At 60.3% G+C, this 14,452-nt stretch carries 15 protein-coding genes; 6 read left to right on the forward strand and 9 right to left on the reverse strand.

Features of this window, described 5'->3' with window-relative positions; genetic code table 11:
* Nucleotides 1-33: 33 nt before the first annotated feature.
* The 4 genes from V1289_RS06495 to V1289_RS06510 all read right to left on the reverse strand — a co-directional run bounded on the left by V1289_RS06495 (nucleotide 34) and on the right by V1289_RS06510 (nucleotide 2,795).
* Complete coding sequence (locus V1289_RS06495; protein ID WP_334396160.1) at nucleotides 34-1,317, reverse strand: S41 family peptidase; 1,284 nt, start codon at nucleotides 1,315-1,317, stop codon at nucleotides 34-36.
* 210 nt (nucleotides 1,318-1,527) lie between these two features.
* Nucleotides 1,528-1,854 carry a GcrA family cell cycle regulator gene (locus V1289_RS06500; RefSeq protein ID WP_334396161.1) on the reverse strand — a complete coding sequence of 109 codons (327 nt, stop codon included), beginning with the start codon at nucleotides 1,852-1,854 and terminating at the stop codon, nucleotides 1,528-1,530.
* Nucleotides 1,855-1,893: 39 nt separating this feature from the next.
* A complete protein-coding gene (locus V1289_RS06505; protein WP_334396162.1) occupies nucleotides 1,894-2,073 on the reverse strand; it encodes a hypothetical protein in 180 nt (59 codons plus the stop codon).
* A gap of 47 nt (nucleotides 2,074-2,120) precedes the next feature.
* Complete coding sequence (locus tag V1289_RS06510; RefSeq protein ID WP_334396163.1) at nucleotides 2,121-2,795, reverse strand: DedA family protein; 675 nt, start codon at nucleotides 2,793-2,795, stop codon at nucleotides 2,121-2,123.
* 268 nt (nucleotides 2,796-3,063) lie between these two features.
* Between V1289_RS06510 and V1289_RS06515 the strand changes: the two genes are divergently transcribed.
* A complete protein-coding gene (locus tag V1289_RS06515) occupies nucleotides 3,064-3,285 on the forward strand; it encodes a hypothetical protein (protein WP_334396164.1) in 222 nt (73 codons plus the stop codon).
* A 52-nt stretch (nucleotides 3,286-3,337) separates the two neighbouring features.
* Nucleotides 3,338-3,718, forward strand: coding sequence for a hypothetical protein (locus V1289_RS06520; RefSeq protein WP_334396165.1), 381 nt, complete (start codon nucleotides 3,338-3,340; stop codon nucleotides 3,716-3,718).
* A gap of 359 nt (nucleotides 3,719-4,077) precedes the next feature.
* On the opposite strand, the gene V1289_RS06525 is transcribed toward V1289_RS06520, so the two are convergent.
* Together V1289_RS06525 and V1289_RS06530 are read right to left on the reverse strand one after the other, a co-directional pair.
* On the reverse strand, nucleotides 4,078-5,439 hold the full coding sequence (locus V1289_RS06525; RefSeq protein ID WP_309182863.1) for an acyl-CoA dehydrogenase family protein: 1,362 nt from the start codon (nucleotides 5,437-5,439) through the stop codon (nucleotides 4,078-4,080).
* A 13-nt stretch (nucleotides 5,440-5,452) separates the two neighbouring features.
* A complete protein-coding gene (locus V1289_RS06530; RefSeq protein WP_334407301.1) occupies nucleotides 5,453-5,914 on the reverse strand; it encodes a hypothetical protein in 462 nt (153 codons plus the stop codon).
* Nucleotides 5,915-6,782: 868 nt separating this feature from the next.
* Between V1289_RS06530 and V1289_RS06535 the strand changes: the two genes are divergently transcribed.
* Nucleotides 6,783-6,998, forward strand: a complete 216-nt coding sequence (locus V1289_RS06535; protein ID WP_334396167.1) for a hypothetical protein — start codon at nucleotides 6,783-6,785, stop codon at nucleotides 6,996-6,998.
* Nucleotides 6,999-8,351: 1,353 nt separating this feature from the next.
* Here the strand turns inward: V1289_RS06535 and V1289_RS06540 are convergent.
* From V1289_RS06540 to V1289_RS06550, 3 genes are all read right to left on the reverse strand, one after another.
* Nucleotides 8,352-8,735, reverse strand: coding sequence for an NUDIX hydrolase (locus V1289_RS06540; RefSeq protein ID WP_334396168.1), 384 nt, complete (start codon nucleotides 8,733-8,735; stop codon nucleotides 8,352-8,354).
* A gap of 131 nt (nucleotides 8,736-8,866) precedes the next feature.
* Nucleotides 8,867-9,670 (reverse strand): transposase, encoded by an 804-nt coding sequence (locus tag V1289_RS06545; protein ID WP_334407303.1) that lies wholly within the window; start codon nucleotides 9,668-9,670, stop codon nucleotides 8,867-8,869.
* A gap of 900 nt (nucleotides 9,671-10,570) precedes the next feature.
* The gene (locus tag V1289_RS06550) at nucleotides 10,571-10,981 is read right to left on the reverse strand and encodes a hypothetical protein (protein ID WP_334396169.1); all 411 of its coding nucleotides are present in this window, start codon (nucleotides 10,979-10,981) and stop codon (nucleotides 10,571-10,573) included.
* 971 nt (nucleotides 10,982-11,952) lie between these two features.
* Between V1289_RS06550 and V1289_RS06555 the strand changes: the two genes are divergently transcribed.
* The 3 genes from V1289_RS06555 (at nucleotide 11,953) to V1289_RS06565 (ending at nucleotide 14,439) form a co-directional block, all read left to right on the forward strand.
* Nucleotides 11,953-12,240, forward strand: coding sequence for a hypothetical protein (locus tag V1289_RS06555; protein WP_334396170.1), 288 nt, complete (start codon nucleotides 11,953-11,955; stop codon nucleotides 12,238-12,240).
* A 161-nt stretch (nucleotides 12,241-12,401) separates the two neighbouring features.
* On the forward strand, nucleotides 12,402-13,466 hold the full coding sequence (gene pdhA / locus V1289_RS06560) for a pyruvate dehydrogenase (acetyl-transferring) E1 component subunit alpha (protein WP_334396171.1): 1,065 nt from the start codon (nucleotides 12,402-12,404) through the stop codon (nucleotides 13,464-13,466).
* Nucleotides 13,459-14,439: an alpha-ketoacid dehydrogenase subunit beta gene (locus tag V1289_RS06565; RefSeq protein ID WP_334407305.1), complete on the forward strand. Its 981-nt coding sequence runs from the start codon at nucleotides 13,459-13,461 to the stop codon at nucleotides 14,437-14,439. The genes pdhA and V1289_RS06565 overlap by 8 nt, the downstream gene beginning before the upstream one ends.
* The last annotated feature ends 13 nt before the right edge of the window (nucleotides 14,440-14,452 follow it).

Genomic DNA, 14,452 nt, shown 5'->3' on the forward strand with positions numbered 1-14,452 from the left:
AGTGTAAGAGCCAGCAAGGCCGCCTCCCGAGGATCAGGCCCCGGATAGGGCCGCGATTGCACGATTGAGTTGAGGATCACCTGGACCCATGGAGGACGGGTCAGCTTGGACCTCGATCGTGGGTGCGACGCCAACGCCTTCCAGTCGCTCGCCGTCGACCTGCACGTCCGCGACCGCGAGCAACAGCAAGCCGCCGCCAATGAGGAATGCCGTCGCAGCGAGGACAGCTCCCTCGGTCCGGCTACCGATGACCTCGCCAAGCCGATATTTCTTGAAGCCATAGGCAAGGATCTCCTTGCCGCTGCGGGTGCCACCGTTGACAAGCATGGCGACAGGCTTGCGCCACTTCACGTTCTCGAGTTCGCTGGCGCCATTGCGATCAGTGACCTGCATCGTCGGCGCTCGCGTGTTGAACAAATCAAGATACTCGGGGATCGCGCCGCCCCAGCCATCGCGCAGGTCCCAGATCAGCGCGTCGGCGTCGTTCAGCGGACTATGCGATAGAAGATGCTCGAGCGTCCGCTGATACACGGAGCCAGCGTAGCACCAGACATGAACATAGCCGATGCGTCGGCCGTTGGCCGGTATTATACGGGCGCTGGCCTTCAAGCCGTCCAAGAACATTTTGTTGGGCTCAATATCGACCGGGGCAACCGATATTTGCATAAACGCGCCGGCACGATGCAGGCCCAACACGACTTCCTTGCCAATCTTGCCACGGAATGACTGTACCGGCTGAAACGGTGCACCATCGGCGAAGACGATCACATCGCCAGCGAGCAGGCCGGCTTGTTGGGCCGGCGTGCCTTCTATAACACCGGTAATCATGCTGCGGCCCTGCATGTCGAGACGCGAGAGGATGCCAATGCCGGGATAGGAGATACGGCCACTCGGAAAAGCGCGTTCCAGTCCGCGCCGCCTTAGCGCACCAGCAAAGATATCGGAAAGCTGGTAGTATTCTGGTTCGTACGGTGTGTAGTAGCGGGTGTGCGAAGCATGCAGCTCAGAGAGCATGCTATTAATGACGCTGGCCAGCGCCTCTTCGGAGCTCGCCTGTGTGGCGTCCGGCAAGTAACGTTCCCGGACCGCCGACCAATCGAGTCCGTGTAGGTGCGGATCGTAGAACCGGTCTCGCGCGGTCCGCCATACCTCCTCGAACGTGGCGAGGCGTGCGGACGCGGCCTGGGATGTGGCCGAATCCGCTGCTTCTCGCTGCTCGGCCCACAAAATTGTTGGAGCCAGGGCTGATGCCGCGGCCATCGATGTTAGCCGCAAAAAGTGGCGGCGCGACGGTGCCGAGTTGATTACCTTCTTCATCGTGCAACCTTGCGATGGAGCTCGTCGTTGCAGAGGGCCACAAGCGGAAGTGAAGCGGCACGCAATCACCTGTACGACGCTGAACGATATCGTTCAGTCACTGCTGGATGAAGTCACGGATTACCGCCATGGCGCGTTCAGGGGCATCGTTGATTGCCGGAACTGAACCAGTTGTGGAGGCAGCACCGCAACGATGTCGCGGTGAGCCCGTTAGCCCGTATTCCTGACCGCTTCAGCTAGAATGGCGTAAAGCTGGCGCTTGCTGAATTCCTTAGGCTGCTTCCCTGCTGTCTTCCGCGACACCTTCTTTGCCACCGGGCGGGCACAGGCGGCTAACGACGCCGGCCTTCGCTTCGGGACCGGCCTTATCTTGGGCTTTGCTGTTGGCGGCTTGTGCCCACGCTTCAGGCCCAAACGAGTTAGGCTGCCGCAGACCGCGTTACGGCTACACCCAAGACGGCGCGCGATCTGCGCGGCGCTCTGTCCTACGGACCAGAGTTTTTTGAGCAGCGCTACGTCTTCCGCATCCCAGCTCATGGGAGATACTATAACGCCGCCTGCCAACTACAGGCTAGTCTAGTCTTCGTCCGGCTCGCGCACGACCGGCGGTTCGTCGGCGTGGTCCTCTTCCTCTTCTTCCTCATCGTCCTCTTCGTCTTCATCAGGATCTCGGGGCGGCATCGTGTCGCCCATGATCACGAAGGGACTCCAGTCGATCAACCTGGTGGAAAATTCCTCGGGGGTGTGTTGCTTCATGTTGTTGCTCCTCGGCTGTGGACCCCGGGGGATTTTACCCCTTCTGCTCAGGTTTCCGCATCAGGGTTAGCGCCGCACCGTTTGCGGAGCACCGGCAGCGCGCGCTCGGCCCGGCGAAGAAGCACAATTTCATATCGCCGAATGATGATCGAAAGTGCAGATCCAGCGCCAATAAACAATCCCAGTGACACCAGGCTCAGCGTTTCAGAAATCTTATAGATTTCGGTTCCGACAGCGTGGGCACCGAAACCGAAGAGACACGCCCAGCAAATGCCCCCGGTCACGTTGAAGAAGAAAAAGCGGCCCGCCGGCATGCCATTTGCGCCAGCAAGCAAAGCTGCAAACATGCGTAGCACCGCGACAAAGCGGCCAAAAAACACGACAGCGTTCCCATACCGAAAAAACAAATATCGACCGATCAGCAATCGGTTTTCATCGAGACGAATGTATCGCCCGTATTTGCGTAGAAGCGGCATTCCGAAGCGGCGCCCGACGGTATATCCGATCCCGTCTCCGACGATCGCACCTGCAGCGGCCGCGGCTACAACGACGGCGATATCGATCTGATTGGTGGTGGCGGCCAGGAGAGCAGCGGCAACAAGGATCGTCTCTCCGGGAAGGGGCACGCCGGCGCTTTCGAGCGCAACAACGACGGAAATGACCCAAGGTCCGTGAACCTGGATCAAACGAATGAGAGAACCCGAGAGAAAGGCAAGGTCCATTTTCTAAGACTGCCTACCGCACTTGGGGTCGAGTTTGTCTCCACCCCGAAGCAAAAAATCACCAGCGAGTACGGTAACATACTCGGAAGTCGGGTGATTGTGAGCGGGAAGTTTTATTCTGCAGGCAGCCTCGATCGAACGAAATACAGACTGGTTTTGAAAGGATCCCAAGGCTTCGCGACGGAATCTTCTTCTCTTGAAACTCCGCGGCTTCGGCCGGATACTGGATCGAGGTCCTTGGCCATTAGCAATCCGAGGGAGGACGATCATGGCAATCCAGATCGTGATGGACCGCACCGGCGACAGCCGTCACCCTTTCGACCCGAACGACGCACAAGAACTGGCGACGGCGGAGCAGCGGTTTTACGAGCTGACGAAGGTCGGCTTCACTGCCGCGGTCCGGACGGATCCCGGTCAGGTATCTCAGATTCGATCGTTCGACCCGAACGCGGAAGAAACAGTCTTCATCCCCAGGCTGGTCGGCGGGTAGCCGCCAGCTCATGTTCGGCTTTCGACCATCACCGCCGGGCGGGCGCTCGCGCATGAGAGCCGCAAGGGCCCTCTTCATGAGGCACGGCGCCGAGAAAACTCCGGAAGGACGCTCGCTGCGGCTTTTGCGGCAGTGGCTGTCCCCGGCCCAACGGGCGCAGTTCGCGGAGAAGGGCTATTTCGAGGTCGTCGGTGGCGAGACCGGCAAGCAGTACAGGATCCATGCCGAGACGGCGACGAACGTGTGCGAGATCGATGAACGGGGCCGCCCGAAGGCTGGGTTGTGTTTCCTGCCGATTGGCGATCTGCCGATCGGAGACGTCATGCTCGCCCAGAAGATCGCGCTCGAATGCCGCGAGAGCGGCGCGCTCGCCGTCGCCAGAAACTTCGTTCCGAACGGTTTCTCGTTCCGGCAAGCCCGGCCGCTTGCTTGACGGTGCGGTACCCTGGTGCGATCCTTCCGGTGGAAGACCGCTCCCGCTGCAGCACCGGGCATAGTTGGTCCCCTGCAAGTTTGTCCCCTTTACCGGGCAAAGTAGGTCCCCTAGTCAGAAAAATGAAAACCCCGCCATAAAACCCCGCCGGAACCGGCGGGGCTTTCTTCGTGTAGACAGAACCGTTTCCTTACCCCGGGCCCAATCTTTTCTCTAGAATGGACCGGTCTAGTCAGTGGCCCATCCTGGCAGCGGCGCGAAGCGACCTGTGTTATTCAGGGGCGCCGACAGCAGCAGCCCCTCGCTGGGCCTCGGCCTTCGCTCGGCCCGCGAATCGTCTGCCCACTCCGGACTGCGCACTAGGCCGCCACTCTGTGCGGCTCCGGAGGCGTCCCCGTTTCGACCAGGTTCGGGGACGTGTCCAATCCTTCCATATCCTTCGAGAAGACCATCGCCTTGTTGTCGACGAAGGCGCGCGGGTCGAATGAATCGTGGGCCATCACGCCATGAATCTTACGACGCTGCATGCCGATGTTGCCGGCGTCGTAGATCGGGAAGCACAGGGCCTCACGCATATATTTCTCGAGCGGATGGCTCCTATCGTAGCTGTTGACGCCCATGATGCGCATGCACGTGTATACGACCTCGACACAGGTCTCCCCGCCGAAAATCTTCGACCAGGCGCCTGGGACATGGCCCTCGCTGTCATAGAGATCGAGGTATTGGGCCGATTTCCAGGAGAGATAGCGCGCAGCCTCTATCTTCATAGCCACATCCGACAGCAGATAACCCACATGCTGGTGTTGCATGATCGGCTGAGCACCACCTGCCGTGTGACCCTTGGCCCATTCGAGGGTGTATTCGTAGGCGGCTCTGGCGACGCCGACTGCGGCGATCGCCGCGACCGGGCCCGACCATGTGAAGGCCTTGCTGATGACGAGGTCGCCGTTGCCTTTCGTGCCGGAAATGATGTTCTCTTCGGGAACACGCACGTTGTCGAACACGAGCGAATTGTTCTGACAGAGGCGATGGCCCATCGTGTCGATGACCTTCTCGACGCGGAAGCCCGGCGCGCCTCTCGGGACCATGATTGCGCTCAGACCCTCCTTGCCGCCCTTCGTCTTGTCCGTCCTGACGATGCATACGTTGACGTCGGCGCCCTGTTTGTCCCACCCGCCGGCATTGCACGGCCAGTATTTGCGTCCATTCAGCACGTACTCGCCGTTCGTCAGCTCGGCGGTGAGACCGATGCCTACGGGCGACGGCTGTGGTGCATCGAAATTTGCGGTGCCGCCGGGACGGCCCCCTGCCTCGCTTACCACCCAGCCGGCAAGATACTCTCCCTTCGCATCCGTGCAGGCCGGCCGAAGCCACTTCTCCTTTTCGGCATCGGTGCCAAACCAGGCGACGTTCATAAGGCCCAAACCATTGACCAGGAGCGTCGTCGCGAAGCCCGGGTCGACGGCGCAAATCTCCTCGGCGACCAGCTGGAGGTCGAGGTTGCTGACGCTGCCGCCACCGTACTCCTTGGGAAGGAATCCCATGGCGAACCCAAGCTTATAAGACTCGACGTAAGCCGGCTTGGTCTTGGCGAAGGCCTCATGCGGGTCGCGCGTTGCATCTGCATCGGGAACCAGCGGTGCGAGCACGTTCTGCGCGAAGTCACGCGCGGTCTCCCGCAGATTCTGCTGTTCTGTCGTCAGCCTGAAATCGATGGCCATGGCTGCTCCTCCCTCAAACGATGGTCCGCGGGCAGCGCGCAAGTTCCACGGCGGCCGAAGCTGCTGCTGCCGGTGTGCTTCCGTGCTCCTCAGCTTTTGTGGTGCGCCCCGATATCTGATGGACAACTGGCAATTGCAGCACAGTCGCTCGCTGGCCTTCGACGAGCAGCGTCACCAGGACATTGCTTCCATCGGGAAATTCAATCGCGTCGTGATGGCGATGCGGCACATTTGGTTCGACCACACCAAACTTGGCAACGCGGAAGCTGGTTGTTCTCGTCCAGATCGATCCCTGGTCGTACTTAACGTCTTGCTCGAAGGCTAACTCGGTTCCGGGAAGCAGGCAGACCGCCACACCGGGTTTGCCTTCTGCAGCAAAGCCACGGGTCGAGGTCCTGGGGAACGTTGTGGTGACGAGCGTCTCTCCAACTTTGGCGGGACGCGATGCCATGGCATGCAGACTATAGTCACACATCAGATTTGCTCCTCTTTCGAGATAGCGCACCCGCACCCGCGGTGGCGCGGGCGTCTATCAGTGTGGTCCAGTGGTGAATATTACCCTTGCGGGCAATTCTACGGCCCTCCTCAATTCAAGCATTACAAAATCCGCGCGGTTCACGCCGGCGCGCCTTACTTCGGTGAGTGCAAATCGCCTTGAAGCCAGCGCCCAAGACCCTTGGACTTCATAGGGTCTTCATACGCGGCAAGGGTCTTATGTACGCCACTGCAGATAGCGCATTCAAACGTATGCAAGTCGACGCCCGGGCGTGCCAGCTCGATACTGACGAGCATCATCGTGGCTTGCACTTCGGACAAGCGGGGCGCTCAATTGCAACGAATGGAATGACGGACGACAGGCGTCGAGGCTGGGGCATGATGCTTCCCCCGAACAGGCGGGAGCGCAACACTCTCTGTCACCGGTAATGCCTAGGAGGCGGAGCGGTGATTGTCCGAGTATGCGCCTCCACGGTCTCAAACGCGAGTTAATTCGTCGAGACGTGGAAGGAAAGTAGGCGCCAGCCTCCGGGCCCGCGGGATCACCCCGGCGCGCCGTGCAAGCCGACGGCTCTGTAAGCTGCGAGGCGAACGAAACGTTGGTCTCTGTGTTCTGTCCGAGTGGCGGAGCTCCGGACGGAGCGAAGTGCGGTCCCGGCCATGTAGGCGAGCCCGGCGGCTAGTCGTCCCGACCGAGGGCGGCGATCCGGGACCGGTCCGTGTCGCAAGCCTTATGAGGTGGGGCATTCGACTACACCGCCGGCACTGCTGACAAGTGAGGAGCGCGATACACTTGAAGCCGTGCTTTGAGGCATTAACTAAACGGAATCAAGCGAAGGACCCGCACAATGAGCAAATGGCGGGACATCAGTACCGCGCCTAGAGACGGGGTGTTCGTTCTGCTGCACAATGACCGCTGGTCGAACGATGTGGAAGGATTTTGGCACAAGGGCAGTCAGTCCTGGTCTGCCAACACGCGCATCCCGGGCATCGAAAACCGCGTAATCAGTCCAGAGCCGCCGACGCACTGGAAACCACTGACGGTCGAAGAAGAGAAATACTGAAACGGCTCAAGCGCAAGCTCTGGTGGCACCCGTCACAGCGCATCGCAAAGTCGCAATGACCATCAAAGATGCCAAGGCGAACGATGGCGGGCGAGTGGGGAGCTACGATCATGATTCCGCTCGGCGGCAAGCCGCGCGTTTCGGACGAAATGCGCCGTACCTTGTTTGCTGCGGTGCACGAGTCCGTTTGTGGCACCTTTGAGACATGCCGACCGGTGCTGCCGATGTCTGTCCATAGGGGAAGACCGGAAGCGGCCGGTTGGCCGTGAAAGCGGCGCTCTTGCCGAGTAGGCTCGGGGAATTTCCTCTCACAGATCCGGACTTGATACTCTCGCATCATCCGGCTCGTGCCATCGATTGAAGGCTGCCGCCTTCCGTTGAGCTTCGGGCTCCTCCCGTTGCCAGTTGGCCCGATTCGTCGTCGATGACCCGCCCCCTTCGCTCCACGACCATTACAGCCGCTTCCTCGCTACTACGGAGCAGTCCGCCCCTCTCCGGCGCATCGGTACTTTCGGCCTTGCGGTTGGAGCCGCTTGGGCCTTTTCCCTTGGCATCGCCGGCCAGGTTCTCACGTTCCTTACAAGAGCCTGGTTGAGCTTCGCGCCATCTACATGCCGGATGTCGCTCGGTCAGTATCAGGACGTCCACCGAACTGATCCCGAAGGTAGGGTCAACCCTCGGCTTTGACATCACCTAATCCGCTTTCGACACTTCATCGACGGTTCGCTTGCGCTCGCCTCTCCGAACCGTACCTGCCGGGATCATCGTCCCGACGTTTCCGCAGCGCTCACCACCGTGGCTTTTGACCAAAGCGGCCCGCGGTGGCTTGGGATCAGCGACCTGATCGCCGAACCCGAAGGACCTACCTTCATCTCCTATAAAGTTGCGCGCAGCCGTTTGGACCGGCTACGCTTCGTGACACAAGACCCGCTGCGGAAGTGCCAGTTCCGCTCCGTCACTTCGGATGCAGGCACCCGCCCTATTCACAAGGCGCGTCGCTACCCTCTCCGTCGAATTAGCGAGTCGGTACTTGGGCTGAAGGTGAAGCCAAAGTCCTGATTGGAACGTTTTGGCCCGTAGCAAGTAGTAGCAGCGGCAATCGATCCCCGGTTTCGCTTTTGGATCGAGTATGGACAAAGCGGCCGCCTATGCGATCTCAGCCTTAATCGTCGGCTTCGGTGTTTGGATCCTTATTGCCGGCCTAAGCTACAGCGCGCCTGCTTTATGGATTTGCGTCGCTCTCATCCCTATAGCGATCGGCCTCTGGAGCGCTTTCTGCGACACTTAGAATCCATCCCCTTTCGGTACTGGCCTGTTTCGACCCCTAATGGCCTAATCTGAATACGCAGCGGCCTAATTTGATTTTGGGAAGAGTTTATCCCTGATGTAGCGCGACGTTGGCGTCAGACGAATGCCGCGCGGCCTGCGCCAGATTGCCCTATCGATTTCTTTTTTGTCGCCGATTGTCAGGCGACCGGACGCTTTTGCTGCGACGAAGATCGCGTCACTCATTTTCCGACCCGAACGGCGGTTCCTGGTTCTAACATCCTTCCAAAGCCTGAGACTTCCAAGCTTGAGTTTCGGAAGCTCTTCTTTGATCTCCCGGCGCAGGCAATCCTTGTCGCTTTCTCGCGCGCGCTTGCGCCCTCCGGGAAACATCCAAAGTCCATCGCGCTTTCGTCTTACGAGCAGCACCCGTCCGCGTTTCGCAGCCACCAGTTTCGAGGATTTCGCCATTCTCTATAAACACCATTCAAACCAACATCTCCCCTTACTAGTCCCAAATCCCGTCGAAAATTATAAGGTGCCGTCGGAGAAGTGGTTGGAATTGGGCGTGGCGCATTCTCCGGGAACATGAGGGTATCGTTTCAGGCTGCGAGGTCAATCGGCTGATTGCCAGGCTTTACGGCGAGCGTCTGCCATCCATCGACCTTGCGCATGTTGATCTGTCCAGAGGCGAGCAGCGCCCAGAACAACATGGCTGCGGTGTCTGCTGACGGCAGCACGGTTTGCGTCTTGATTCTTCGCTTGAACTCTTCGTGCAGCCGCTCGATTGCATTGGTGGTGCGCACGCTGCGCCAGCGCACGCCGAGAACGACCAGCAGCGAGATGGAGGTCGCCTTGCGGTCGAGCCGCACGCGCACCACGGTGCCGTCGAGGATCAGGCGCACGATCGGCTCTCCAGTCAGCGAGCGGGTGTGCCAGGCGTCCCAGTCGCTCTTCACCTTGCGCCAGGTCCGGCTCACCGTGTCCTTGCCGACCGTCCCGCCGAACAAGGCCGCGAGCGCGCGACGCACCCGCCGCGTGTTGGTGCCAGCGAGATACGTGCTCGCGATCAGCGCGTCGGCGGCCAGTGTGCGCCGCTGATAGGCCCGCAGCGTCTGGCTCTTCCATTCGGTCGTCTTGCCATCGGCAGTGGTCAGACGGGCGCGCGGCACCGCGATCTCGATCGGTCCGAACGTGCCGGTCAGCGATCGCGTCCGGCTGCCGTGGCGGTGGCCCGCAACGCTCGCTCTTCCTTCGTTGCCGGACATCGGGATGCGCCCGTAACGTGGCCGCGAAAGTGCCGCCTCGAGCTCGCCGCGGAGCAGTTCTTCGATGAACTCACGCGATCGAGCCCGCACTTCGGCCTCAAGCGGATCAAACCAATTGTCGAAAAGATCGCCGGCCATATCGGCCGCAGGCTGCAAAGAATCAGGCTTCGTGGTAGTGCTCGTCATGGCGTGGTCTCCAGTCCGACGCTTCAACGCCGGATGATTCGAGGTTGATCACCCCGGAGACTACGCCACACTCAATTCCTACCAACCCCGCGACGGCACCAATTATAACCAGGGGCAACCTCAGTTGGTGGCCTCTTTCTGTGATTTTCTCGAAGAGACAGCTCCATTTGCGGCGGACCTTAAAATGACCGACCGCGTTGAGGCCTTTGAGACCGGGGCGGCCACGAACGCGAAGCTTTGGCTATGAGCGGTGTTCCTCTTCACATTCAAAGAAGGTTTGAGCGGCGATGGGCTGCGCGGTTCGGGCCACTGAAACGCACAACGCCACCAAGCGGAGTATCTTCGCTTGGTGGCGTTACGTATTTCAAGCTGCCCTCAAATCCTCAGCAGCGTTTTGTCGGCGCAGATCGTGCCAAGGTTCAAGAGAGAATCATCGGGATTGTTGGAACCATTCGTGACTTAGCAATTTGACCTTATACACCCGTGTGCAAGAACCTCAGCTGGCAGACCACCCCAGTCGCCCCTCCCCAGTCGGGAGTTCCGACACAGGCGGCCTCAGTGCCGTCCGCGCTGGGGCTGTTTCAGTTTGAATGTGGCGGGGATGATGTCCAATGATCGGTACCCATCGAACTTGTAAGTGCGGCGCGGTTTATGACCGGCAGCGAACACATTGCAGAGGCACGCGAGATCAGCAGCTTTGAATGCGCCGTGTGGGGTGAAAATATCGAGAATTGGAACTCCGCTTGGGTTCCTCGATATCGATTCATCGCCTGTCCGGCTAGGGATGCCGAATGACTGCCCCCCCCCCCCGCCGCCGATCCGGCGGGGTCTCAGGCGGCGGCGAAAGGCCCATCACACGTCGGCGGTCTCATACCGAGCTGCAGGGTGGGGCACCTGAGGCTTTTCCTCGATTGGGCTTGCAGGCAATTGTAGTACCGTAGCCCTTTGCCCGACAGTGAGGTGCGTGACTAGAACGATTGCACCGTTTGAGAATTCCAGCGCGTCATGATGTCGGTATGGCTTGTCGAGGGCTATTTGGCGAAACCGCGCCAATCGATCGCCGACGCTCTTGCGAAACATCATGCCGCCAGTTTCAACCTCATTCTCGAATGCGATCTCGGTCCCGGGACGAAGGCAGACCGCGACTTTCGGATCGTCCGGGCTCGCAAAGCCGCCAGTCCCTGTAGAAAAATTGGTCGAGACCAAGGTTTCCGCGACCTCAGCGGGACGGGTCTCGACCGCATGTAAGCTGTAATCGCACATGGATGCGCCTCCTATAGACCGTCACCCCAACTCACGAACCTTCGCAAACCGATTTGGTTGCGATACCGCCGGAAAAAATCCCGGGGCGCCGCTCGCGCACCTCTCCTCGTCCGGATGTCCCCAAAAATCTTTCAAAACCTGCGGCGTTTCGCGTTGGATTTAAGACGCGGTGTCCGAAGGCGATGGCGGACAAATCGAATCCCCCTCGCCCTCGCCTCGCGGCACCGGATCGGCGGCGAATTCCTTGTTGCTCGCCTTTTAGTCGCAGCGACGCTCCCTACGCGTGATCCTGCGGCCGTCGTCCCGTTCAACCGTCGTTGTCTCGATGTGGCAGCGCTGTTGTGGGCCGACGGTGACACCACCTGGGCCGACGCCAACTGTGGTGTCGGAGTCGTACCCCGGCGACGGTCCCTATTGTAGCGGTCGTCGCGATTGTAGCGGTCGTCGCGGTCCCGCCCGACCTGAACATCGACGCCTTGGGCCATCTTGAGGCCTTGGGCCTTGGCCGGAGTGGCGAGCGGGGCAGTTGTCAGCACAACTGCCGCTGCCGCCACGGCAAGAGTGATCTTCATCATGTGAGAGTCCTCCTTGCGCTTGATTTGGAGGTGTAACGGGCACGAACGCTGAGGTTCCACTGCGGCAATCGAGGCTTGTCGGGAGTAGCGCGGCGTAAGCGGAGCGCGGCCTCCCCTGATCAACCGTGCAAGATCGGCCGGCGTGAACCGGCGCCGTCACCTCTCCTCGTCCGGATGCACCCTAATGGCGCGGATGGGGCATGGTCTGCCCCAACGCCAATGCCTCCTGAGACCAGCAGCCGACAAAACTCTAGGCTAATTGCGCCCTGGCGGGTGGAACGAATCTTCTCAGGCTAGTTTGAGTCGATAACTCAGGGACCGCGTTCCGTGAAGCTGCCCGGCACAGCCCCGTGTCATCCAGCCGGGAAATGCTTTCGGGCAAGGAAAGATGTTGCGATGACCGGCAAATACGCTCCGCCGGCAGTTACGATCCGGAGTTATCCGGATTCTCCGATCCGCGACGTCGTGGTTGTCGTTCGGGACCAGGAAATGATTCCCCGCTGCCGTGACTATCGCCAGGCGATGCAATGGGCGCGCCTGGAACGTAAGACATACAAAATTTTCGAACCTGATACGGGCTTTCCGGCCAATGAAGAAGCCGGCGACCTGCCACTTTTTTGCGTTCCGATAGAAGTTGACCACCTTCCCGCCCGGGATGAATGCCCGGATTTTATCAGTTCGTAAGCGTCTGACCCTTCTGGAGCAGAGACAATGACAGTTTGGGTCTACGTCGCGGCCGTGGTCTTGCATCGTCTCGGCACAAACACCAACTGAATAAGTTATAGAAGGCATAATCGCTCCGGAGTGAGAGCGTGGCCAGCCGAAGAGTAAACCAAGATCTCCCCGTGATCGCGCGCTTTGAGGTGCGCCATCGCAATTACCTTGCGCCAGACGGCTCGATAATCCGGCCGCTCCCCGCCTTCGCCTCCGATGCCAAGCTGCTCATCGCGCTCTACCGGGCCATGGTGCTGCTGCGCGTCTTTGACAGGAAGGCTGTTGCATTGCAGCGTACCGGCCGGCTTGGGACTTATGCCGTTTCGCTCGGCCAGGAGGCGGTATCGGTTGGGACAGCCGGTGCGATGCGGGAAGAAGACGTGCTGTTGCCCTCCTATCGCGACAATGGCGCGCTGCTTTGGCGCGGCGTCAAGCTTGAAGAGATCCTTCTGTTTTGGGGCGGGGACGAACGGGGCAATTGTTTCTCCGGACCGCTCCACGATTTTCCATTCTGCGTTCCTGTGGGATCTCAGGCGCCTCATGCCGCCGGCGTCGCCTATGCCTTCAGGCTGCGCAAGGAGCCGCGTGTCGCCGTGTGCCTGTTCGGCGATGGCGCCACCTCGAAAGGCGACGTCTACGAAGCGATGAATTTTGCCGGCGTGCATAAATTGCCCGTCGTATTCGTCGCCACCAACAATCAATGGGCCATATCGGTCCCGTTGCGACTGCAGACCGGTTCCGAAACGCTGGCGCAGAAAGCTATCGCCGCTGGATTCACCGGCGAGCAGGTCGATGGCAACGACGTGGTGGCGATGCGCGCCGCTGCCGAAGAGGCCATTGCCGCAGCCCGTGACGGCAAAGGCCCCCATTTCATCGAGGCGGTCACTTACCGGCTCGGAGACCATACAACCTCCGATGACGCTTCACGCTATCGCTCGGTTGACGAAGTCCAGGCTCACTGGAAGGAAGAGCCGATTGCCCGCTTGAGGGCTTATCTTGTTGGGCAAAAAATGTGGGGCAAAGCAGACGAAGAGCGGCTCGCCACCGAGTGCCATGACCGTGTCGAGGCGGCGGTCGAGCGCTATCTAGCAACGGCGCCGCGCCGGCCGGAAACCATGTTCGACCACCTCTATGCCGATCTGCCCGAGGTCTGTGCCGCACAGCGCCGTGAACTCGCGGGAGAGCACGATGCCTGAGGTAACGCTGGTGGAAGCCGTCAATCTGGCGCTCGGACGCGCGATGGAGGACGATCCCGATGTGGTCGTGCTTGGCGAAGACGTTGGCGTCAACGGAGGCGTCTTCCGCGCGACCGCGGGCCTGCAGAAGCGCTTTGGAGCGGAGCGCGTCCTCGATACGCCGCTTGCTGAACTCCTGATCAGCGGGCTCTGCGTGGGCATGGCGGCGCAGGGGCTTAAGCCCGTCGGCGAAATCCAGTTTATGGGGTTTATTTATCCCTGCCTGGATCAACTGGTGAACCACGCGTCCCGACTGCGTAATCGCACCCAAGGACGGCTCACCTGTCCGATGGTTCTACGCACGCCGCACGGGGCCGGAATTCGCGCGCCCGAGCATCATTCCGAAAGCACCGAGGCGATGCTCGCCCATATTCCCGGCTTGCGCGTCGTCATCCCCTCTTCGCCGGAACGCGCCTATGGACTTCTGCTCGCCGCGATCCGCGACCCCGATCCGGTGGTGTTTCTGGAGCCAACGCGCTTATACCGCGCGGCAAAAGGCGAGGTGCAGGACGATGGCGAAACCTTGCCGCTGGATCGTGCCTTTGTCCTGCGGGAAGGTCGCGACATCACGCTGATCGGTTGGGGCGCGGCGTTGAAAGAGACCATGGCCGCGGCCGAAGCGCTCTCTGCCGAAGGCATCGCTGCCGAGGTCATCGATCTTGCCACACTCAAGCCTTATGATGAAAGAACGGTGCTCGGTTCGATCGCAAAGACCGGACGTTGCGTCATCGTGCACGAGGCGGCACACACCGGCGGATTCGGGGCCGAGATTGCAGCCTTTATCGCCGAACGTGGCCTGTCCTCGCTGCTCGCGCCTGTAACCCGCGTCACCGGCTATGACACCGTCATCCCGATGGCACGCCTCGAGCAATACTATATGCCTTCGCTCGAACGCATCGTCGCCGGGGCACGCAAGGTGTGCCAGTTCAGCTAAATCTCAACGGACT

Source organism: Bradyrhizobium sp. AZCC 2289 (assembly GCF_036924615.1).
Taxonomy (GTDB): domain Bacteria; phylum Pseudomonadota; class Alphaproteobacteria; order Rhizobiales; family Xanthobacteraceae; genus Bradyrhizobium.

Excerpts from the sequence above, each read along its gene's own strand:
- V1289_RS06525 (WP_309182863.1), bottom strand. The coding sequence starts at position 5,439 with ATGGCCATCGATTTCAGGCTGACGACAGAACAGCAGAATCTGCGGGAG.
- V1289_RS06500 (WP_334396161.1), bottom strand. The coding sequence starts at position 1,854 with ATGAGCTGGGATGCGGAAGACGTAGCGCTGCTCAAAAAACTCTGGTCC.
- V1289_RS06540 (WP_334396168.1), bottom strand. The coding sequence starts at position 8,735 with ATGGCGAAATCCTCGAAACTGGTGGCTGCGAAACGCGGACGGGTGCTG.
- V1289_RS06520 (WP_334396165.1), top strand. The coding sequence starts at position 3,338 with ATGAGAGCCGCAAGGGCCCTCTTCATGAGGCACGGCGCCGAGAAAACT.
- V1289_RS06510 (WP_334396163.1), bottom strand. The coding sequence starts at position 2,795 with ATGGACCTTGCCTTTCTCTCGGGTTCTCTCATTCGTTTGATCCAGGTT.
- V1289_RS06530 (WP_334407301.1), bottom strand. The coding sequence starts at position 5,914 with ATGTGTGACTATAGTCTGCATGCCATGGCATCGCGTCCCGCCAAAGTT.
- V1289_RS06515 (WP_334396164.1), top strand. The coding sequence starts at position 3,064 with ATGGCAATCCAGATCGTGATGGACCGCACCGGCGACAGCCGTCACCCT.
- V1289_RS06535 (WP_334396167.1), top strand. The coding sequence starts at position 6,783 with ATGAGCAAATGGCGGGACATCAGTACCGCGCCTAGAGACGGGGTGTTC.
- V1289_RS06505 (WP_334396162.1), bottom strand. The coding sequence starts at position 2,073 with ATGAAGCAACACACCCCCGAGGAATTTTCCACCAGGTTGATCGACTGG.
- V1289_RS06550 (WP_334396169.1), bottom strand. The coding sequence starts at position 10,981 with ATGTGCGATTACAGCTTACATGCGGTCGAGACCCGTCCCGCTGAGGTC.
- V1289_RS06495 (WP_334396160.1), bottom strand. The coding sequence starts at position 1,317 with ATGAAGAAGGTAATCAACTCGGCACCGTCGCGCCGCCACTTTTTGCGG.
- V1289_RS06545 (WP_334407303.1), bottom strand. The coding sequence starts at position 9,670 with ATGGCCGGCGATCTTTTCGACAATTGGTTTGATCCGCTTGAGGCCGAA.
- V1289_RS06565 (WP_334407305.1), top strand. The coding sequence starts at position 13,459 with ATGCCTGAGGTAACGCTGGTGGAAGCCGTCAATCTGGCGCTCGGACGC.
- V1289_RS06555 (WP_334396170.1), top strand. The coding sequence starts at position 11,953 with ATGACCGGCAAATACGCTCCGCCGGCAGTTACGATCCGGAGTTATCCG.